Genomic DNA, 19799 nt, shown 5'->3' on the forward strand with positions numbered 1-19799 from the left:
CAGGGGAAGGCTTACGATGCCTTCTATGACGATTCCCAGAATTGACCTTGCCAGCGGTTTCACTGTCAGCTCCCAGGGGTTTGGGGGCATGGCATTGACCGATGTGTACGGGGGCATGAACCAGGTCGAGGCGTTAGCCACCCTCAACCATGCGGTGGACATCGGCGTGACGTTCATGGATACGGCCGACGTCTACGGCGCGGGCAGCAACGAGCAGCTGATGTCCCAATTGCTCAGGCACCGGCGCGATGAGGTGCAGCTCGCCACCAAATTTGGGATCCAGGGCAGCCCCGGGGAGGGGTATTCGGGGATCCGCGGCGACGCTGGCTATGTGCGTGAAGCGGCCGAAGCGAGCCTTGGCCGGCTCGGAACGGAAGTCATTGACCTGTATTATCTGCACCGGCGTGACGTCCGTGTCCCTATCGAGGAGACGGTAGGGGCCATGGCCGAACTGGTGACCGCCGGGAAAGTGCGACAGCTTGGCCTGTCCGAGGTTACCGCCGCTGAACTCCAGGCGGCACACGCGGTGCACCCGATTGCCGCAGTCCAGAGTGAGTGGTCCATCTGGAGCCGCGACGTTGAGTCATTGGTGGTGCCGATGGCCGCCCGGCTGGGCATTGGGTTTGTCCCCTACTCCCCGCTGGGGCGCGGCTTCCTCACCGGCACCGTCCAGGCGTCAACGCTGGGCGACGGCGACTTCCGCCACCGGGTGCCACGCTTTGGGGCTGACGCTCTCACCGCGAACGCGGCAGTCGTCGAAGCGGTTCAGGCTGTTGCGGCCGACGCCGGCGTCACCGCAGCGCAGGTGGCGCTCGCCTGGCTGGCGGCGCAGGGACTACGGTTCGGGCTCCCCGTGGTTCCCATCCCGGGCACGCGCAGGCAGAGCCGCATCGACGAGAACGCGGCTGCCACGACTGTTGTCCTCTCCGACGCGCAGCTCGACATGCTCGACGGCGCCGCCGCACTTGTCGTGGGGGAGCGGAGCGCCGATCTGAACTGGGTCTCGCAGGGAAGAGAGGCTTAGTCCTCTACCGATCGGCAAAAAGTGGTGCTCTACTGGGGGCCGGAGCGGAACTGTATGCTGTCAGCGAACCAGGCATCGTTCCCTGCTTCGGACAAGTTGAGCGAGGTAGACTCAACTTGACGGGTCATTGCTGTTCGAAAGGTTGAGTCATGGACGCCAAGTTCACCACCAAGAGCCAGGAAGCGTTGTCCGCTGCCGCGATGAACGCCTCGACCGCAGGCAACCCCCAGGTTGACCCGGCGCACCTGGTGAAAGCCTTAATGGATCAGCGTGACGGCGTGGCGGTGGCCCTCCTCAAGTCATCGGGTGCAGACCCCGATGCGGTCAGCACTCGGGCGAGCGCGGCGATCAAGGCCCTGCCGTCGTCGTCGGGCACCTCCACCGCGCAGGCGCAGTTCTCCCGCGATACCCTGCAGGCCATCAAGGCCGCCCAGCAGGAGGCCGAGACGCTGGGAGACAGTTTCATTTCGACTGAACACCTGCTCCTGGGCCTGGCTGCGGGCGCCGGCGCGACGGGCACCCTCCTGCGCACCGCCGGGGCCTCACGGGATGCGCTCGCGGCAGCCCTACCGGGGATCCGCGGCGACCGGCGGGTGACCAGCCCCGACCCGGAGACCACGTTCCAGGCGTTGGCGAAGTTCGGCGTCGACCTGACTGAGATCGCCCGGTCGGGGAAGCTCGATCCGGTGATCGGACGGGACAGCGAAATCCGCCGCGTCATCCAGGTCTTGTCGCGCCGCACCAAGAATAACCCCGTGTTGATCGGCGAGCCGGGCGTCGGAAAGACCGCAGTGGTCGAAGGACTCGCCCAGCGGATCGTGGCCGGCGACGTGCCCGAGTCGCTGCGCGACAAAACCCTGATCAGCCTGGACCTCGGCTCGATGATCGCCGGCGCAAAATACCGGGGCGAGTTTGAGGAACGGCTCAAGGCGGTCCTTGAGGAAATCAAGGCTGCAAACGGGCAGGTGGTCACCTTCATCGACGAGCTGCACACAGTGGTTGGAGCTGGCGCCTCCGAAGGCTCCATGGACGCCGGCAACATGCTCAAACCCATGCTGGCCCGCGGCGAACTGCGGCTGATCGGCGCCACCACCCTTGACGAGTACCGCAAGAACGTCGAGAAGGATGCGGCCCTGGAACGGCGGTTCCAGCAGGTCTACGTCGGCGAGCCCAGTGTGGAAGACACCATTGGCATCCTCCGCGGCCTGAAGGAACGCTACGAGGCTCACCATAAGGTCACCATCGCTGATTCCGCCCTCGTGGCGGCGGCCACCCTCTCCAACCGGTACATCTCCGGCCGGCGGCTCCCGGACAAGGCGATCGACCTCGTGGACGAAGCCGCCTCCAGGCTGCGCATGGAGATCGACTCGGCGCCCGAGGAAATCGATCAACTGCGCCGCTCGGTTGATCGGCTCACCATGGAGGAGCTGGCGCTGGCGGGGGAGAGCGACGACGCTTCCCAGGACCGGCTGCACGCCCTCCGCGCCGATCTGGCGGACCAAAAGGAAAAGCTTGCAGCACTCAACGCCCGGTGGGACGCCGAGAAGGCGGGGCTGAACCGGGTCGGTGATCTCAAGGCAGCACTCGAGGACCTGCGCTCGCAGGCCGAGCGGGCCCAGCGGGACGGTGACCTGGAGCACGCCTCGCGGCTGCTCTACGGGGAAATCCCCACCCTGCAACGCGAACTCGACGCGGCGCAGGCCGCGGAACCCGAGGGCACGCCTTTGCCGATGGTCGCCGAGGACGTTACGGCCACAGATATTGCCGAGGTGATCTCAGCGTGGACCGGCATCCCGGCCGGACGCATGCTGCAGGGCGAAAGCCAGAAGCTCCTGCACATGGAACAGGTGATCGGATCCCGCCTGATCGGGCAGTCCACTGCGGTGGCCACGGTCTCGGACGCGGTCCGCCGCGCCCGCGCCGGCATCGCCGACCCTGACCGCCCCACCGGCTCGTTTCTATTCCTCGGGCCCACCGGGGTGGGGAAGACGGAACTGGCGAAGGCCCTCGCCGGCTTCCTGTTCGACGACGAGCACGCGATGGTGCGGATCGACATGTCCGAATATTCCGAGAAGCACTCGGTTTCCCGGCTGGTGGGAGCCCCGCCCGGGTACGTCGGCTACGAGGAGGGTGGGCAGCTCGCCGAGGCGGTGCGCCGCCGCCCCTATAGCGTGCTGTTGCTCGACGAGGTGGAAAAAGCCCACCCCGAGGTCTTCAACATCCTGTTGCAGGTGCTCGACGACGGCCGCCTCACCGATGGGCAAGGTCGTACCGTCGACTTTCGTAACGTGATCCTGGTGCTGACCTCCAACCTGGGATCCCAGTTCCTGGTTGACCCGTCGCTGTCCGACGCAGCGAAACGTGATGCGGTGATGGCCGTGGTGAACTCGAGCTTCAAGCCGGAGTTCCTGAACCGGCTTGACGATGTTGTCTTGTTCGATGCGCTCAGCCTTGACGAGCTCTCCCGCATCGTGGATCTGCAGGTACAGTCCCTGGCATCCCGGCTGCACGAGCGTCGCCTGAACCTGACGGTGACCGATGCTGCACGCGAATGGCTTGCCCTGACCGGGTTCGACCCCGCCTACGGTGCCCGACCCCTCCGGCGGCTAGTGCAGCGCGAAATCGGCGACCGGTTGGCCCGGGGCATCCTGGCAGGAACCATCAACGACGGCGACACGGTGCTGGTGGACCGCACCGGTGAAGCAGACGGTCTCAGCGTGACCGCGGAAGTGCTCGAGAGCCGCTAGTCGGTGATGAGGGTGTCGCTGATGATGTTGCCCTCGCTGCTGGTCACCAGGCAGTCCAACCGGCGGTCGCCGTCGGACCAGGCGTTTTGCTGCGGTGTGACGCGAAGGAGTTCGAGGTTCTCGTAGCGGGAGACGGCAGTCTCATCGAGGTCGACGCCGTCGCACACCTGCTGTGCGCGGAGGGCCAGCGCGTCCTCGCCGGGAAACTGATCACCGTCAGCGTAGAACTCGGTGGCGAGCAACTGCGCGTTGTGCGGGGTTGAGCAGGTCACCACTGTTGATCCGGTGTTGATGTCGACGAAGTCCCGCAGGCACTGGCCCGCGTCGAGATCAATGGGCAGGACATCCTCGGCAATAATGCCGTCGGCGCCCGGTGCGCCGTTGCTGATCGGTTCCGTGTCCGGCGAGGATGTCAGGCCGCTGATGAGGGCTACCAGAGCCCAGACCAGCAGTCCCAGGGCCAGCAATCCGAGGAGCGCCCCGCCGATCAGAAGGCCCCTGGTTCGTTGGCCTTTGCCCGCCGCCTTTCGTCCGTCGCGGCGTCGGGTGGGTTGGGTTCCCGCCGGGGGGGAGCCCATAGGGCCCGCCGGCCGGTTCGCCCGGCTGCCCTGTGGGCGGCTTCAGGTAGCTGTCCTGCGGGGCAGCCGGGCTTGGTGGAACGGCGGGGGCGGCAGCCGGCGGCGGCGTCAGGCCGCCTGGCAGGCCAGCCGGATCGGTGGTGGGGACTTCTGCCGGGGAATCGGTGGGGCTCGCGGCGCTCGCCCCGGCGGGGACGGGGCTGAAGGCGTCGACGTCTGATGCGGGGTCGGCGTCGTGAAAAAGCCCGTCCCACCGCTGTCCGTCAGTCGCCGCTGCCGTCCACTGGGGGGAGTCGCTGTCAGCGGGGAAGCTGGGCTGCGCCCGGTCGGACTCGACGCTGGGATCCCCGGCGAGGGGCGGGTTTGGATCCGCTGCGGCTTCGGCATCACCGGGCTGCACGGCACCCGGGCTCACGAGTTGTGGCTCGTCGGCCTCGACCGGCTCGGGGTGCCGGGCTTCAGCGTTACCCTTCCCGGGATCGGATGCGGAGCCCCGCGGGGTGTGCTCCTGATCGCGCATGGTGTTCCGCCCTGCCTTCTACGTTCGCGTGCGTCTGCCCGAAAGTGCAGGCGCGTCCGGTACGACTTTAGCCAAGATTCGCCCGCGCCACGTAGGGCCCGCCCAAACCTGCAGCACTGCCGAAGCTGCACGTTTTGCGGGTGGCCCGGGCAGCGCACGCGGGAGCCGGGAAAGCATGTAATCTATAGGTACGACAAACTGACCAAATACTCCGGGGCCTCGCTGCAGCCTTGGGCCGATAGGGCCCCAGTGACCACCTCCGGATCGACGCAAAAGGGGGTCACGCCATGGGGCGCGGCCGTCAAAAGGCAAAAGCTACCAAGCAGGCCCGGGACATCAAGTATTTCAGTCCCGCAACTGACTACACGGCACTGCAGCGAGAGCTCACAGGCCCAGGAGAGCGAGCCTCCAAACGTTCGGCAGGTCCGATAGAGCCGGTCGAACCGGACTATTCGGCGTATGCGGACAAATATGATGATGTGGACGATGATGACCAGGACGACGACGGATCGCGCCGCACTGGTTAGCTCATATCACGCAGCACCACAAAAGTGGGGTACCTGCAGGATAGTTGTTACGTAACGACTATCCTGCAGGTACCCCACTTTTCTGCGCCCCCATAAGGGCCGAAAGCCTAGGCGTACTGGCCGACCAGGCGCACCGATCCACCGTTGACGCCCTTGGCACCCTGCACGTAGTCGGGCCCCTCAGTGGATTCATCGGAGGCTGCTGCCACCTGACCCATCACCCAGGCGGGGACGCCCCGTTCGGTCAACCGCGCGATAGCGGCATCCGCGGCCGGGGCCGAGACGATCGCTACCATCCCGACGCCCAGGTTCAGGGTGCGTTCCAGGTCCGGCAGCGGCACCGCGCCGAGCTCGGCCACGAGCTTGAAGATGGCAGGCAGCTCCCAGGTGGACCGGTCGACTGTTGCTTCCAGCCCGTGCGGCAGCACCCGGGCCAGGTTGGCTGCGAGCCCCCCGCCGGTAACATGGCTGAAGCCGTGAACGCTTGAGTCGTTGCCGACCGGCAGGAAACGAGCCAGGTCGAGGCAGTCCGCAGCGTAGACACGGGTGGGCTCAAGGAGCTCCTCGCCGAGCGTGCGCCCCAGCTCACTGACCTGGCGGTCCAGCGCCCAGCCGGCCCGGTTGATGATGCGGCGCACCAGCGAGTAGCCGTTGGAGTGCAGGCCCGAAGACGCCATCCCAAGGATCACGTCGCCTTCCCTCACCCGGTCCGGGCCGAGCAGCGCATCGGCCTCCACCACGCCGGTGGCGGCGCCGGCGACGTCGTACTCGTGTTCCCCCAGCAGGCCGGGGTGCTCGGCTGTCTCGCCACCCACCAGGGCGGTCCCGGCGACCGAACAGGCCGCGGCGATGCCCCGGACAATGTCGGCGATACGCTCGGGCACCACCTTGCCGCAGGCAATGTAGTCGGTCATGAACAGGGGCTCGGCGCCGACCACCACGATGTCGTCGACCACCATGCCCACCAGGTCAAACCCGATGGTGTCGTGGATGTCCATGGCCTGAGCGATGGCTACCTTGGTGCCGACACCGTCGGTCGACGTCGCCAGCAGGGGCTTGCGGTAGGTCAGCAGGCGGGAGACGTCATAGAGGCCAGCGAACCCGCCGACTCCACCGATGACCTGCGGGCCGTGGGTGGCCCGGACGGCGTCCTTCATCAGTTCGACGGCGCGGTCGCCGGCTTCCACGTCCACTCCAGCGCTGGCATAGGTGATGGGGGAGTTGGTGGTCATACCCGTTCTTTCTTGTCTTCGGCGGTCAGCACTGCTTCGAACTCGCTGTCGGGTCCTGGATCGCACCCGTTGGATCCCGGGTCGTCGGCCGGATCGAGCCGTTCCAACAGGTTTTTGCCGCGGCGCTCCTCAGCGGGCAGCGCGATGGGATAGTCGCCGGTGAAGCAGGCGGTGCACAACCGTTCGCGCGGCTGCTCGGTGGCGGCGATCATGCCATCTTCGGAGATATAGGCGAGGCTGTCAGCGCCGATGGAGTTGCTGATCTGCTCCACTGCGGCGCCGTTGGCGATGAGCTCGGCGCGGGAGGCGAAGTCGATCCCGTAGAAGCAGGGCCAGCGCACCGGCGGGGAAGAGATCTTTACGTGCACTGAGGCGGCGCCCGCCTCGCGGAGCATCCGCACTACCGCCCGCTGGGTGTTGCCGCGCACAATCGAATCGTCGACGACGATGATCCGCTTCCCCCGGATGACCGATTCCAGCGCGTTGAGTTTCAGGCGGATGCCGAGCTGCCGGAGGGTCTGGCTGGGCTGGATGAAGGTGCGGCCCACGTAGGAGTTCTTCACAAATCCGTGAGCAAATGGAATGCCCGACTGCTCGGCAAAACCCACGGCGGCGGGGGTGCCGGACTCCGGGACGGGGATGACGACGTCGGCCTCGGCCGAGTTCTCGCGTGCCAGCTGGCGGCCCATTTCCACCCGGGCTTCGTAGACCGAGCGGCCGGCAATGGCTGCGTCCGGCCGGGCCAAATAGACGTACTCGAAGACGCAGCCAGCCCTAGTGGGCTGGGCGAAGTTCCGGGTGCGGACGCCGTCCTCGTCGATCGCGATGAACTCGCCGGGCTCGATCTCCCTGATGAAACTGGCACCCACGGTGGCCAGGGCTGCCTGCTCGGAGGCGACCACCCAGCCACGTTCGAGGCGGCCGAGGACCAGGGGGCGGACACCGTGGGGGTCCCGCGCCGCGTAGAGGGTGCCTTCATCCATGAACACGAAGCAGAAGGCGCCGTTGATTTTGGGGAGCAGTTCAAGGGCGGTTTCTTCGAGGGACCGGCCGTCGTCGCCCGCGAGGAGGGTAGTCACCAGTGCGGTATCCGAAGTGTTGCCCTGGGCCATTTCGCCGCTGCGCGGCTTCCCCTGGCGGTCGAGGATCATCTGGTAGAGGTCCGCCGAGTTGGTGAGGTTGCCGTTGTGGGCGAGAGCTACAGTGCCGACGGCGGTGGCGCCGAGGGTAGGTTGCGCGTTGGCCCAATTCGAGGACCCTGTGGTCGAGTACCGGCAGTGGCCGACAGCGATGTGGCCTTCGAGGGTGTTGAGGGTGGTTTCGTCGAAGACCTGGGAGACCAGGCCCATGTCCTTATAAACGTTGATCCGCTCACCGTTGCTGGTGGCGATGCCGGCAGATTCCTGGCCACGGTGCTGGAGCGCATACAGACCGTAGTACGCGAGCTTGGCCACCTCCTCGCCAGGAGCCCAGACACCGAAAACACCGCAGGCATCCTGAGGGCCCTTCTCACCTGGAAGAAGGTCATGGGAAAGATTTCCGTCACCGCGAACCATTGCATCATTCTCTCACGCGTTGGCGTTGGCGCTTCCATCGGTCAGTCGGGGTGAAGCTCGTCGTCGTATGTGCGCTCGGCGACGGCGCGTTGGGTGCGGCGGACGCTGATCCGGTCCAGGACCAGGACCAGAAGAGCGCCCAAAAGCAGGCCGGGGATTGCGAACACCATGATGAAGAATCCGAAGATGGATTCCCGGGTCAGGGTGGCATCGCCGGGGCCGGCATACGCGACGATCGCCGCGACAATGACACCGACCAACACGCCGAGCCCCATGAACGGCGCGAACCGCGGTGCGCGGCGCACCGTCACTTCACGGCGGGCTGGGCCTCGCTCCTGGCCGTCGGTGGGGCCGGGCGTCTCGCCGACCGGGGCTTCGGCGTCGGGCGATGCTGCCTCAGCGCCCTCGTCACGGGGTGGCTGCTGCTCTGAACTCATGCTTTAAGGCTACCGGCGATTAGCCGACCCGCCTGACCACCTGATAGCCGTCCTCCCGAAAGATCAGTTCATAGGACGATCCGGGATAGGTCTCTTCGGCATGTGCCACTGCGTCCTCGGGCTGGGTGGGGCCCCAGCTCCAGTCCTGGTTGTCGACGATCAGGTAATCCGGCGGCGGATTGTCGTTGCCCAACCAGAACACCTCGGTGTCGGGAACCAGATACGGCATCAGCACCACACCGCTCTCCACGCTCGCGCCCGCCGGGAACAGGGTTATCAACCGGTCTGCTGTCTCCCACCGCCCGGACTGGCGGAAGGTGTCCGGGTCCGCCAGGTCGCCCAGGGGTTGGGTCGGTAGCAGGAGGAGGGCGACGACGGCGACGGCCGGGACGACGGCGGCGCCGGCCACGCGCAACCACCGCCGTCGTGACCGGCGGGACGTGTCAATGGCGTCGATCAGCGCGGCGAACAGCACGGGCATCAGAACGGCGCTGTAATGCCATTCGGGCCCCCAATAGACGTCGTTTCCCGACACGAAACGCCACGCCACGGTGGGCACCATGACCAGGGCCAGCGGCGACCTGAGGAACAGGAAGCCGCCAGCCAGCAACAGCAGCCACACCGTCTCGTATTTGGCGCCCGCGGAGAAGATGGTGACCAGGGCACCGAGAGGGTCTGCGAGCATCCCGCGGACGTCGATCCGGTCGGAGTAGTCGTACTGTCCACCGCTGTTGAGCAGGGGCAGGATCACCGCCACGGAAAGCAGCAGCCAGCCGATTCCCCAGGCGGCGAGCCACCATCCGATCCGGTTCTTGTACCGCCAGGCGATGACCAGTCCGATCGCCGCGACAGTCAGGCCCAGGTCCTCCTTCACGAACACCAGCAGCCCGGCCCAGACGACGGCGGTGCGCAGCCGGCCGCTAATCATTGCCTCAAGAGCGAGCGCCAGCAGCAGAACCGCGAAGGCAATCTCGTGGAATTGCGCGGCCACTGCCGTCTGCAGACCCCACGACAGCCCGTACGCCGCGCCGAGGCAGGTGCCAATGACCGTCCCGAAACGGCGGATCCCCAGCCGGGCGATGACCAGGACCGAGACCCCGATCAGGAGATTCTGGACCACCAGCAGGGTCAGGCCGGAAGGGAAGAAGGCATAGGCGGGGCCGAGGAGCACCAGGAGCGGATGAAAGTGGTCGCCGAGCAGGTTGAAGCCGTCGCCTTTGATGGGGACAATCGGCGCGTCGAACCCGGCGTACGCCTTGGCCAGCTGGGTGAAGATGCCAAGGTCCCAGGAGGGGGTGTCCAGCCGGTTCCACTGCGCCACCGAGTACACGGTGTACAGGACGGTGACGAGGAGGGCGGTGATCAGCGCAGCCGACGGCTGCCTGCGGATGGCCGACGTCGTCGACCGCAAGCCCTCAGTGATGAAAGAGGTTCGCGGGCGTGTGTGCTCGGCGGTCATGACGGCGAACGATCCTGAGCGGCGAACAGCGGCAACAAGTCACTCAGGTCGGCCCGCTGGCCTGAGGCAGCGACCCTTCCGGCGTTCACGGCATCGGCCCAGGCCAGGGTTCCGGTCACGAGGGCCAGCCAGGTAGCGGCGTCGGTCTCCACCACGTTCGGCGGCGTGCCACGGGTGTGGCGGGGCCCGGCGATGCATTGGGCCACCCCGAATGGCGGCACCCGCACCTCTACGCTGTTGCCCGGAGCGCGTTCAGCGAGTTCCTCCAGGGCGTAGCGCACGGCAGTGGCCGTCTCGGGCCGGGCGGCAGATCCGGACCGCACCGCGTCGAGGGCTGACTCGCCGGCTGAGGCGGGGATCCGTCGTCGTGCCATCGCGGCTAGTCCAGGAGGGCCGTGACCGGTCCGGCGAGCCGGAGCTTGCCAACCGGTTCGTTGCCGCCGAGCACCGGCGGCACCACTTTTTCGAGGACGGCACCCACCTTGTCGACGTCGACGGCGCCTGCCGCAGCCAGGAGGGTCAGGCCCACCAGGGTGGTGGCGCGGATGTTGCCGTCCAGGATCTTGAGGGCCAGGGAGACGCCGGTGTCGGTACCCATGACCAGCACCCCTTCGGCGCCGTTCTTGGAGATGATGCCCAGATCTTCCATCACCACCGAATTTTCCCGGCCGCGTCCGTGGACGGCCCAGGGATAGTCGAGCATGGCGGTGGCAATCGTCGCCGCGCGGGCGTCGGCGTGCTTGTCGGACGGGGCGCGGGAGAACTTGCCGATACCGCGGGCCAGGCCCTTGAGCGACACCGCGGCGAGGGGAGCCCCGCAGCCGTCGACCCCCCAGTGGGACACCTGCTCTTCGGTGTACTCCTCGATAACGGCTGCAATGCGTTGCTGCAACGGATGGGAGGGGTCAAGATAGGTGGAGTGATCCCAGTTGTTCTCGGTGCAGGCCCACAGGAAGGCGGCGTGTTTGCCGGAGCAGTTGAACGCGATGCGCTGCTTGCCCTTCTCGGTGCGGATCAGCCAGTTGCGGGCTTCCTCGTCCTGGGGCCAGTCGGCCGGGCACTGGAGGTGCTCCTCGGAGACCCCGGCGGCGCTGAGCATGGTGCGAACCACGTCCATGTGCTCATGGGAGCCCACATGGCTGGCGGTTGCCAGCGCCACCTGCGGCCCGCGCAGCGGGACCCCCGACTGCATGGTCGCGAGGGCCTGGAAAGGTTTGAGGGTGGAGCGCGGGAAGACGGGGGCGTTGATGTCGCCGAGCTCGGTAACCACTGTGCCATCGGCGGCCAGGATCACCGCTGAGCCCAGGTGCCGTGATTCGATGAAGCCGTTACGTTCCAGGACAGCCAGGTCTACGGCGTCGGAAGAGGAGAAGGTCTGAGGCATGAAACTAGTATCGCCCATCGGAGGGGTGCGGGGTGGAGCTTGTGCCCACCGGAGTGAACGGACATCCGGTGGGCACAAGATTGGAGGCTAGGTGGGCCTAGGCGACGGTGAACTGCACCGACTGCCAGCCCGAGGCGCCGTTGGGTACGGTGTCGGCGCGTTCCTCGGTCTGCACGCCGTCGGGGTCGTAGGCACGGGCGCGGACCGTGTGTGAGCCCGATTCGAGGTTGATCTCGTGGGACCACTGGCGCCAGGTGTCCACCGACGCTTCGGTGGCGAGCGTCGCTTCCTCCCAGTCGCCGTCGTCAATCTGGACTTCAACCTTGGTGATGCCGCGGTGCTGCGCCCACGCTGACCCGCCGATGGTGGAGGTACCGGCCGGGAGCTGGGCAAAGGAGCGGGGCACCTCGACGCGGGCCATGGTCTTGATCGGACCCTTTTCGGACCACCCGCGGTCGGTCCAGTAAGCGGTCTTGTCGGCGAACCGGGTGACCTCAAGATCGACAACCCATTTGGTGGCCGACACATAGCCGTACAGGCCGGGAACCACCATGCGGACGGGATAGCCATGTTCCAAGGGAAGGGGTTCGCCGTTCATGGCGATCGCAAGCATCGCATCGCGGTCATCCTGCAGGATCGGCAGGGGAGTGGAGGCGCTGAAACCGTCGGTGCTGGTGGAAAGCACCATGTCCGCGTCGCCGGTCGGCCTGGCCCGCGCCAGCAGCTCGCGGATCGGGTAGCCGAGCCACTTCGCGTTGCCGGCCAGGTTTCCGCCGACGGGGTTGGAGACGCAGGTCAGGGTGACGTGGCGTTCGATCAGGTCCGCATCGAGCAGGTCCTGAAAGGTCATGGTGATCTCTTCCTCCACCATGCCGTGCACCCGCAGCTCCCAAGTCTCCAGATCGATCTGCGGCACGCTCAGGGCAGTGTCGATCCGGTAGAAGTCGGGGTTGGGGGTCAGCCAGGGGACCACGCCGTCGACGCCGGATTCCACCCCGGCGGGGATAGCCGGTGCGGCGCTGGCCGGGGTGGGGAAGGTGAGGGCCTCACGCGCCATGTTGACCGTGTTGCGGGCTCCGGCGATGGCCCGGCCGCCGGCAGCCGCGGCTCCGGCGACGATGGCGGTGATGCCTGCGGCGGCGAAGAAGGTGCGTCGGCTGGTGCCGTTGGTTGTTGCCGCGCCAGCCGTGCGGGCGGTGGTGCTGCTGGCGCTGATGCCGTTGGTGGTGCTGCTGGCGTCTGAACGGTGGGCGCCGTCGTCGTGGGCTGCATGCAGCGCACGGACCAGATAGCGCAGGGCAAGCAGCCCCACGGCGGTTCCGATCACTGTCGGCACGGCGTCCAGCAAGGTAGCCCCGGCTCGGGAGATCACGGCAGCGACGATGACTGCACCCATCAGCAGTACGCCCGCCACCCCGAACACCCATTTGCGGTAGGCGACCACGCCGAGGATGGCAGCAAGGACAACAATCGTGACGCCCATCCCGACGAAGAGCGCCACCTTGTCTTTGGTGCCGAAGGTGGCGATGGCGAAGTCCTTCAGCCACGGTGGGGTGAAATCAATGAAGGTGGAGCCGAGTGCGATCAGCGGCGCGGCGCGGGCGGTGAGGAAGGCGCCGAGCAGCTCGGCAACGCCCAGCACCAGGCCAGCGGAGACTATTCCGGCCAGTGCTGCCAATAAGGATTCCTTGCGCCCGGGGCGTCGTAAAGCTTTCATGCCTTTAATTCGGAGTGACGTGTCGAGAGTATGGGTTGTCATAGGGGTGATTCGCCCGTCACACCGTCGCGAGGACTCGGCCGAGCCAGTACGCTGATCTACTGTGAAGGTTCTAGTGATAGGCCCCGGCGGCCGCGAACACGCCCTTGTCCGAGCGTTGCTGGCCGATCCGTTCGTGCACGAGGTGCACGCAGCCCCCGGCAACGCCGGTATCTCGGGCATCGTGCCAACCCATGCCGTTGACGCCGCCGATCCGGCCGCCGTCACCACGCTGGCCCAGTCGCTGGCCTCGGACCTGGTGGTGATTGGTCCTGAAGCGCCGCTCGCCGCGGGCGTGGCCGACGCGCTACAGGAAGCGGGGATCCCCGTTTTTGGTCCATCGCAGGAGGCCGCCCAGCTGGAAGCGTCGAAGGCTTTCGCCAAGCAGATCATGGCCGCAGCCAACGTCCCGACCGGGATGGCCCGGGTGGCTTCCACCCCTGAGCAGGCGGCAGAGGCGCTGGACATTTTCGGTGCCCCCTTCGTCGTCAAGGATGACGGATTGGCCGCCGGTAAAGGCGTGGTGGTCACCTCCGACCGCGCCGAGGCCCTCGAGCATGCGCAAGCCTGCTTCGACGCCGGCGGCACGGTGGTGATTGAAGAGTTCCTCGACGGGCCCGAGGTGTCACTCTTCGTCCTCTCCGATGGCCGCAACGTGCTGCCCCTCGCACCTGCTCAGGACTTCAAGCGCATTCACGACGGCGACCAGGGACCAAACACCGGCGGTATGGGTGCTTATTCACCCCTCGATTGGGCCCCCACCGGGCTGGTTGACGAGGTGATTGACCGGGTCGCGCAGCCGACCATCGACGAGATGGCCCACCGCGGCACCCCGTTCGTCGGGGTTCTTTACGTTGGGCTGGCGTTGACCGCCCGTGGCCTGCGGGTGATCGAGTTCAACGCCCGGTTCGGGGATCCCGAGACGCAGGCAGTGCTGGCCCGGCTGCGAACACCCCTCGGCGGGGTGCTGTTGGCCGCCGCCAAGGGCGGGCTGGACCGGATCGAAAGCCTCAACTGGTCACCGCAGTCAGCGGTGGCGGTGGTCCTCGCCTCGGCAAACTACCCGGACGTGCCCCGTACCGGCGACCGCGTGCGTGGCCTGAAGAAGGCCCAAGCGGTCGACGGCGTGCACGTGTTGCACGCCGGAACCGCGCTGAAGCACGGCAAGGTGGTGTCGGCCGGTGGGCGGGTACTCGCCGTCGTCGGGCTCGGGGATGACCTCGCCGCCGCCCGCGAGAAGGCGTACAGCGGGATGGCGCAGCTCGAACTCAAGGGTGGGCAGTACCGCACCGACATTGCGCTCAAGGCGGCGCGGGGCACCGTTGCGGCACCGATTGTTGCCTCACCGTTGACGCCCGCGACCGCTGCTTCGGCAGCGAGCCCTGCGGGGGCCTGAGCGTGACCTTTACGCCGTCGTACATTGACGTTCCCGGCTGGAAGCACAGCTATTCGGGAAAGGTGCGGGACCTGTACTCGCCGCTGACCGGGCCGGAGGACCGGGTGCTGGTGGTCGCAAGCGACCGGATCAGCGCCTACGACTTCGTGCTGTCGTCGGAGATTCCGGACAAGGGCCGCGTCCTGACCCAGCTGAGTCTGTGGTGGTTTGAGCAGCTCATCGAGGTGCCCAACCATGTGCTGTCCACCGAGGTGCCTCACGAGGTGGCTGGCCGGGGGATGATCTGCAGCAAACTGGAGATGTTCCCGGTGGAATGCATCGCTCGCGGCTACCTGACCGGGTCCGGGCTGCTGGAATACCGGTCGGCGGGCACCGTGTGTTCGCTTCCGTTGCCGGCCGGGCTGGAGGATGGATCCCGGCTGGAGTCGGCCCTGTTCACGCCGTCGGCCAAGGCAGCGGTGGGCGAGCACGACGAGAACATTGCCTACGACGACGTCGTCGCCACCGTTGGCGCACGCGTGGCGGAGGAGTTGCGGCGTCTGACCCTGGCAATCTATGGCCGGGCCGAGGAAATTGCCCGGTCCCGGGGGATCATCCTCGCTGACACGAAGGTGGAGTTCGGGCTGTCCGCCGACGGGCAGATCACCCTCGGGGACGAGGTGCTGACCCCCGACTCCTCACGGTTCTGGGATGCAGCTTTGTATGCGCCGGGCCAGGCGCAGCCGTCCTTCGACAAGCAGTTCGTCAGGGATTGGCTCACCTCGGATGCCTCCGGCTGGGACAAGGCCTCCGCGCCGCCGGAACTCCCCGCCGAGATCATCTCGAAGACCCGCGGCCGGTACATCGAGGCCTACGAGCGGCTGACCGGCCTCACTTTCGCCTAGTTCCACCCCGTTTCGCTGACCCATCACCTGATTTCGTGCACTCCTGCTCACTGAGGGCGCCGTGCCAGTGGGCATGTGGGTCTATGCCCAGTCTCTGACTGCCCATCGTGGGCAGGTGAGCGGGATCGGCTTCACGCGATCCCACTGCTGGACCTTGACCGCTGGGATTGTCTAGACCTTCCCGCTGACCGCCTCTGATGGATGGGAAGCGGTGCCGGGGAACCCGTATTGTGCACTCCTGCTCACCAGGCGGGCCTCGTGGGTGGGCATAGCCGCTTAAGCTCAGCTACCTGCGGGCTTGAGTGGGCATTTGTGTCGGGCGGACAACGCGGCTCCCGCTGATGGGCCTTCATCAGTGGGATTGACTCGCCTTCCCAGTGATCGTGCGCGGGGGTGGGAAGCCGTGGTCATGAAAAATCCCCGTGGTTGGCCTTTCTGAGCCATGAGGCGTTTTCACAATGGTCGGGGTGACAGGAATTGAACCTGCGACCTCGTCGTCCCGAACGACGCGCGCTACCAAGCTGCGCCACACCCCGAAGCTGGCGACCGTCAAAATTGGCCGCTCCAGCAACAGACTACCTGAGCACCCGGGGATGTAAAGCTAAACCAGCGTCTCCTGCCAGGCCGCGTGCAGGGTCGCGAACCGGCCGTCGCCGCCGATCAACTCCGCCGGGGTACCGTCCTCCACCACCTCGCCGTCGTGAACCACGAGCACCCGGTCGGCGATCGACACCGTGGATAGGCGGTGGGCGATGATCAGGGCGGTGCGGTTGCCGAGCAGCTTCTGCAGCCCCTCCTGCACCAGCCGTTCGCTGGGGATGTCCAGCGACGAGGTGGCCTCGTCCAGGATCAGCACCGCGGGGTTGGCCAGAAATGCGCGGGCAAAGCTGATCAGCTGGCGCTGCCCCGAGGAGACCCGGCCGCCACGCTTGTTCACGTCGGTGTCGTAACCGTCGGGCAGGGACCTGATGAACGCGTCAGCACCCACCGAGCGGGCCGCCGCCTCGATCTCCTCCCGGGTGGCTTCCGGCTTCCCGAGCGCAATGTTGTTCGCCACGCTGCCGCTGAACAGGAACGCCTCCTGTGTCACCATCACGACGGCGCGCCGCAGGTCGCGGGGCTCGACCTCCCGGATATCGATACCGTCGAGCGTGATGCCGCCGGCCGAGACGTCGTAGAACCGGGCGATGATCTTCGCCAAGGTCGACTTGCCGGCGCCGGTCTGACCCACCAGCGCAATGGTCTGGCCGGCTGGGATGTGCAGGTCCATGGTGGGCAGGATGACCGGGCCGTCGCCGTAACGGAACTCCACGCCGTCGAACCTGATCTCCCCGCGGGGATCCTTCAGCGGCACCGGGTTCCGGGGAGGGCGGACGGTTGGCACCTCCTCGAGGAGACCGGACACCTTCTCCAGCGACGCCGACGCCGACTGGAACGAGTTGTAGAACATGGCCATCTGGTCCACCGGTTGGAAGAACCGCTTGCTGTACAGCAGAAGGGCGAGCAGGGCGCCGACGGCCAGCGAGCCATCCAGCACCCGGAACCCGCCCACCAGCAGCACCACGGCAACGGTCACGTTGCCGATCAGCACCAGGCCCGGCTGGAAGATGCCGTTGAGGTTGATCGACCGGACGGTGACCTGGCGGTAGTCCTCGGCCAGCTCGTCGTATTTGGCGGCGTTGACTTCCTCGCGGCGGAAGGCCTTGACCGCGCGGATCCCGGTCATGGTCTCGATGAAGTGGACGATCAACCGCGCCGACACCACCCGTGAGGAGCGGAACGCGATCTGTGAGTGCTTCTGGTACCAGCGGGCCAGCAGGAACATCGGCACCGCGGCGACGAGGATCAGCAGACCGGTCCGCCAGTCGAGGATGAAGATGGTGATAGCGGTGAACAGCATGTACATGACGCCGGACGCGAGGGAACTGACCCCGGAGTCCAGGAGTTCGCGCAGCGCCTCCAGGTCGGAGGTCTGCCGGGAAATGATGCGCCCCGACGTGTACTTTTCGTGGAACTCGAGGCTCAGCCGCTGGGTGTGCCGGAAGACGCGGAGCCGCAGATCCAGGAGCATCGCCTGACTGAGCAGTGCCGTCGCCCGGACGTAGCCCGCGGTCAGGGTGGCCGTCAGCACGGCGGCGATCAGGTAGGTGAGGCCGGCGAGCCAAAGGTAGGTCGGGTCGCCGTCGAGCAGTGACGGAAGGGCGTTGTCGATGCCGAACGCGATGACGGCAGGGCCAGCCACGCGGGCGGCCTGGGAGCCAACCACCAGGGAGATAGTCCAGCTGAACTGCCGCCGGTTGGGCTGGATGAGAGACCCCAGGAGCCGGAAAGAGCGGGACCGCACCGACTTGTTCTGGGCCTTGGAGAGGAGGACGTCGTCCTCGTTGGCGACGCCCGACGACGTCCCCCCGGCGGGTGCCTTCCCGTTGTTTGGCTGTGGTGATGTGCTCACGCGAGTGCCCCCTCGTCGTCGTTCTTCAGGTCCTCAAGTTCGGTGTCAAGATCGGTTGGCTCGTCGTTGAGGCTCGCGATCACGTACCGGTAGTGGGTGTTGCGGGCCAGTAGCTCGGTGTGGGTGCCGACGTCGGTGATTCGGCCGTCCTCGAGCAGCGCCACCCGGTCGGCGAGTGCGACGGTCGAGGGCCGGTGGGCGACGATCAGCGTGGTGGTGTGATCGAGGACCTGCCGCAGGCCTTTCTCGACGAGCTCCTCGGTGCGCACGTCGAGCGCCGAGAGCGGGTCGTCGAGGACCAGTACCCGTGGTTTGGCGGCGATGGACCGGGCCAGGGCGATCCGCTGGCGTTGGCCGCCGGACAGACTCAGGCCCTCCTCACCGATCAGGGTGTCGACGCCGTCGGGCAGGGAATACGCGAAGTGCGCCTGGGCGACGTCGAGCGCCTCCTCCAGAATGTTCTCGGCGTGGTGGTCATCCCGCGGCTCGGCGCCCATCAGGACGTTCTCACGGACCGAGCTGGAGAACAGGGTGGTGTCCTCGAAGGCGACCGAGACGTGGGTGCGCAGGTCGTCGATGGCGATACTGCGCAGATCCGTGCCGTCGATCCTGATGGAGCCGCCGGTCACCTCATAGAGGCGCGGGACCAGCTCCAGGAGGGTGCTCTTGCCGCTCCCGGTGACGCCGACCAGCGCCATCGTCTCACCCGCCCGCAGGGTGAGATTGATGCCGTTTAGCACATCGGCGGTGCCGTCCTCGGCGTCGGGGTAGCGGAAATGCACATCGGTGAAGGTGACCTCGCCGCGGGGGTCGGTCAGGCGGACCGGCTCCTCGGGATCGGTGATGGTGTTGACGGACTCCATGACCTCGTAGTGCCGGTCGATGGCGGTCTTGGCGGTGAAGGTCATGGCCAGCAGCGGACCGATGAACTCGACCGGGGTGGCGACCACTGCCGCGGTGGCGAAGAAAGCCACCAGAGCGCCAATGGACAGGTCACCGTTGGCGGCAAACAACACGCCGACCACCAGTGAAGCACCCAACGCCAGTTCAGGCAGCAGGGTGACGATCAGGGAGAAGTTGGCCAGCGAGCGGGCCTTGTAGATTTCCGTCTGCCGGAGCTCCTCGGCCTGCAGGTTGAAGCCCTCCAGGGCCTCGCGGCTGCGACCGAAGGCCTTGAGGACCCTGATGCCGTGCACCGACTCCTCGACGGTGGTGGCGAGATCGCCGGCCTGGTCCTGGCTCTTCCGGGACACCTTGCTATAGGAGGTGCGGAACCTGAAGCCATAGATCATGATCGGCAGCGCCGCGGCAAGGAAGATCAGGGCCAGCACCCAGGAGGTCAGGAACATGACGACGACGCCGATCACTACGGTCAGCGACGTCACCACCAGCATGATCAACCCGAACGCCATCCACCGGCGCATCAGGTTCAGGTCAGACATGGCACGGGAGAGGAGCTGGCCGCTGCCCCAGCGGTCGTGGAAGGCGACCGTCAGGTCCTGCAGGTGACGGTAGAAGGAGGTCCGCATCCTGGTTTCGACAGTCGTCGCCGGTGCGATGACGAACTGACGGCGCAACGCAACGAAGGTCGCTTCAAGAATGCCCAGCAGGAGGACTACCCCGGCGGCGATCCACACGGTCGACGTCGCACCTCCAACGGCGAGGGCATCGTTGATCAGCACCCGGAATACCTGGGGGATGGCCAGCGCCATCAGGCTGGCGCCCAGCGCGCAGGTGAGACCCAGCATCAGCCGCGGCAGGATGGGCTTAAGGTGCGGGTACAGTCGGCCGAGCGATTCCCACAGGGTGGTTTGAGTCTGCATGCTTCCGTCTTGACACTGAGAGGC

15 protein-coding genes and 1 tRNA gene are annotated in these 19799 nt (G+C 66.6%); 5 read left to right on the top strand and 11 right to left on the bottom strand.

Annotated elements, in window-relative coordinates; all coding sequences use genetic code 11:
* Positions 1 to 25: 25 nt before the first annotated feature.
* Together ACX80O_RS10300 and clpB are read left to right on the top strand one after the other, a co-directional pair.
* Positions 26 to 1024 (top strand): aldo/keto reductase, encoded by a 999-nt coding sequence (locus ACX80O_RS10300; RefSeq protein ID WP_459333386.1) that lies wholly within the window; start codon positions 26 to 28, stop codon positions 1022 to 1024.
* A 149-nt stretch (positions 1025 to 1173) separates the two neighbouring features.
* On the top strand, positions 1174 to 3771 hold the full coding sequence (gene clpB / locus ACX80O_RS10305) for an ATP-dependent chaperone ClpB (RefSeq protein ID WP_459333387.1): 2598 nt from the start codon (positions 1174 to 1176) through the stop codon (positions 3769 to 3771).
* On the opposite strand, the gene ACX80O_RS10310 is transcribed toward clpB, so the two are convergent.
* Positions 3768 to 4349 (bottom strand): hypothetical protein, encoded by a 582-nt coding sequence (locus ACX80O_RS10310; RefSeq protein WP_459333388.1) that lies wholly within the window; start codon positions 4347 to 4349, stop codon positions 3768 to 3770. The genes clpB and ACX80O_RS10310 overlap by 4 nt on opposite strands.
* Before the next feature lie 807 nt (positions 4350 to 5156).
* Here ACX80O_RS10310 and ACX80O_RS10315 point away from each other — a divergent pair.
* Entirely contained in the window at positions 5157 to 5396 is a 240-nt protein-coding gene (locus ACX80O_RS10315) for a DUF3073 domain-containing protein (RefSeq protein WP_459333389.1), read from the top strand.
* A gap of 107 nt (positions 5397 to 5503) precedes the next feature.
* Here the strand turns inward: ACX80O_RS10315 and purM are convergent, their stop codons facing one another.
* The 7 genes from purM to ACX80O_RS10350 form a co-directional block, all read right to left on the bottom strand.
* Positions 5504 to 6628: a phosphoribosylformylglycinamidine cyclo-ligase gene (gene purM, locus ACX80O_RS10320; RefSeq protein ID WP_459333390.1), complete on the bottom strand. Its 1125-nt coding sequence runs from the start codon at positions 6626 to 6628 to the stop codon at positions 5504 to 5506.
* Positions 6625 to 8184: an amidophosphoribosyltransferase gene (gene purF / locus ACX80O_RS10325; protein WP_459333391.1), complete on the bottom strand. Its 1560-nt coding sequence runs from the start codon at positions 8182 to 8184 to the stop codon at positions 6625 to 6627. Before purF ends, purM begins: the two co-directional genes overlap by 4 nt.
* Positions 8185 to 8225: 41 nt before the next feature.
* Complete coding sequence (locus tag ACX80O_RS10330) at positions 8226 to 8621, bottom strand: hypothetical protein (protein WP_459333392.1); 396 nt, start codon at positions 8619 to 8621, stop codon at positions 8226 to 8228.
* 19 nt (positions 8622 to 8640) lie between these two features.
* Positions 8641 to 10080 carry a DUF2079 domain-containing protein gene (locus ACX80O_RS10335; protein WP_459333393.1) on the bottom strand — a complete coding sequence of 480 codons (1440 nt, stop codon included), beginning with the start codon at positions 10078 to 10080 and terminating at the stop codon, positions 8641 to 8643.
* Positions 10077 to 10454, bottom strand: a complete 378-nt coding sequence (locus tag ACX80O_RS10340; protein ID WP_459308302.1) for a sterol carrier family protein — start codon at positions 10452 to 10454, stop codon at positions 10077 to 10079. Before ACX80O_RS10340 ends, ACX80O_RS10335 begins: the two co-directional genes overlap by 4 nt.
* Before the next feature lie 5 nt (positions 10455 to 10459).
* Positions 10460 to 11464: an asparaginase gene (locus ACX80O_RS10345; protein ID WP_459308300.1), complete on the bottom strand. Its 1005-nt coding sequence runs from the start codon at positions 11462 to 11464 to the stop codon at positions 10460 to 10462.
* A 97-nt stretch (positions 11465 to 11561) separates the two neighbouring features.
* A complete protein-coding gene (locus tag ACX80O_RS10350; protein ID WP_459333394.1) occupies positions 11562 to 13181 on the bottom strand; it encodes a molybdopterin-dependent oxidoreductase in 1620 nt (539 codons plus the stop codon).
* Positions 13182 to 13284: 103 nt separating this feature from the next.
* Here ACX80O_RS10350 and purD point away from each other — a divergent pair, with 103 nt between their 5' ends.
* Together purD and ACX80O_RS10360 are read left to right on the top strand one after the other, a co-directional pair.
* The gene (gene purD / locus ACX80O_RS10355; protein WP_459333395.1) at positions 13285 to 14616 is read left to right on the top strand and encodes a phosphoribosylamine--glycine ligase; all 1332 of its coding nucleotides are present in this window, start codon (positions 13285 to 13287) and stop codon (positions 14614 to 14616) included.
* Between the two features lie 2 nt (positions 14617 to 14618).
* Positions 14619 to 15500 carry a phosphoribosylaminoimidazolesuccinocarboxamide synthase gene (locus tag ACX80O_RS10360; RefSeq protein WP_459333396.1) on the top strand — a complete coding sequence of 294 codons (882 nt, stop codon included), beginning with the start codon at positions 14619 to 14621 and terminating at the stop codon, positions 15498 to 15500.
* Between the two features lie 459 nt (positions 15501 to 15959).
* Here ACX80O_RS10360 and ACX80O_RS10365 read toward each other — a convergent pair.
* From ACX80O_RS10365 to ACX80O_RS10375, 3 genes are all read right to left on the bottom strand, one after another.
* A tRNA-Pro gene (locus ACX80O_RS10365) sits at positions 15960 to 16036 on the bottom strand.
* A 65-nt stretch (positions 16037 to 16101) separates the two neighbouring features.
* Positions 16102 to 17952 carry an ABC transporter ATP-binding protein gene (locus tag ACX80O_RS10370; RefSeq protein ID WP_459333397.1) on the bottom strand — a complete coding sequence of 617 codons (1851 nt, stop codon included), beginning with the start codon at positions 17950 to 17952 and terminating at the stop codon, positions 16102 to 16104.
* Entirely contained in the window at positions 17949 to 19775 is a 1827-nt protein-coding gene (locus tag ACX80O_RS10375) for an ABC transporter ATP-binding protein (protein WP_459333398.1), read from the bottom strand. The genes ACX80O_RS10370 and ACX80O_RS10375 overlap by 4 nt, the downstream gene beginning before the upstream one ends.
* Positions 19776 to 19799: the final 24 nt, after the last annotated feature.

The organism is Arthrobacter glycogeni (assembly GCF_054511155.1).

Coding starts and splice junctions, on each gene's coding strand:
- ACX80O_RS10300 (WP_459333386.1), top strand. CDS start 26: ATGACGATTCCCAGAATTGACCTTGCCAGCGGTTTCACTGTCAGCTCC.
- clpB (WP_459333387.1), top strand. CDS start 1,174: ATGGACGCCAAGTTCACCACCAAGAGCCAGGAAGCGTTGTCCGCTGCC.
- ACX80O_RS10310 (WP_459333388.1), bottom strand. CDS start 4,349: ATGGGCTCCCCCCCGGCGGGAACCCAACCCACCCGACGCCGCGACGGA.
- ACX80O_RS10315 (WP_459333389.1), top strand. CDS start 5,157: ATGGGGCGCGGCCGTCAAAAGGCAAAAGCTACCAAGCAGGCCCGGGAC.
- purM (WP_459333390.1), bottom strand. CDS start 6,628: ATGACCACCAACTCCCCCATCACCTATGCCAGCGCTGGAGTGGACGTG.
- purF (WP_459333391.1), bottom strand. CDS start 8,184: ATGGTTCGCGGTGACGGAAATCTTTCCCATGACCTTCTTCCAGGTGAG.
- ACX80O_RS10330 (WP_459333392.1), bottom strand. CDS start 8,621: ATGAGTTCAGAGCAGCAGCCACCCCGTGACGAGGGCGCTGAGGCAGCA.
- ACX80O_RS10335 (WP_459333393.1), bottom strand. CDS start 10,080: ATGACCGCCGAGCACACACGCCCGCGAACCTCTTTCATCACTGAGGGC.
- ACX80O_RS10340 (WP_459308302.1), bottom strand. CDS start 10,454: ATGGCACGACGACGGATCCCCGCCTCAGCCGGCGAGTCAGCCCTCGAC.
- ACX80O_RS10345 (WP_459308300.1), bottom strand. CDS start 11,464: ATGCCTCAGACCTTCTCCTCTTCCGACGCCGTAGACCTGGCTGTCCTG.
- ACX80O_RS10350 (WP_459333394.1), bottom strand. CDS start 13,181: ATGAAAGCTTTACGACGCCCCGGGCGCAAGGAATCCTTATTGGCAGCA.
- ACX80O_RS10375 (WP_459333398.1), bottom strand. CDS start 19,775: ATGCAGACTCAAACCACCCTGTGGGAATCGCTCGGCCGACTGTACCCG.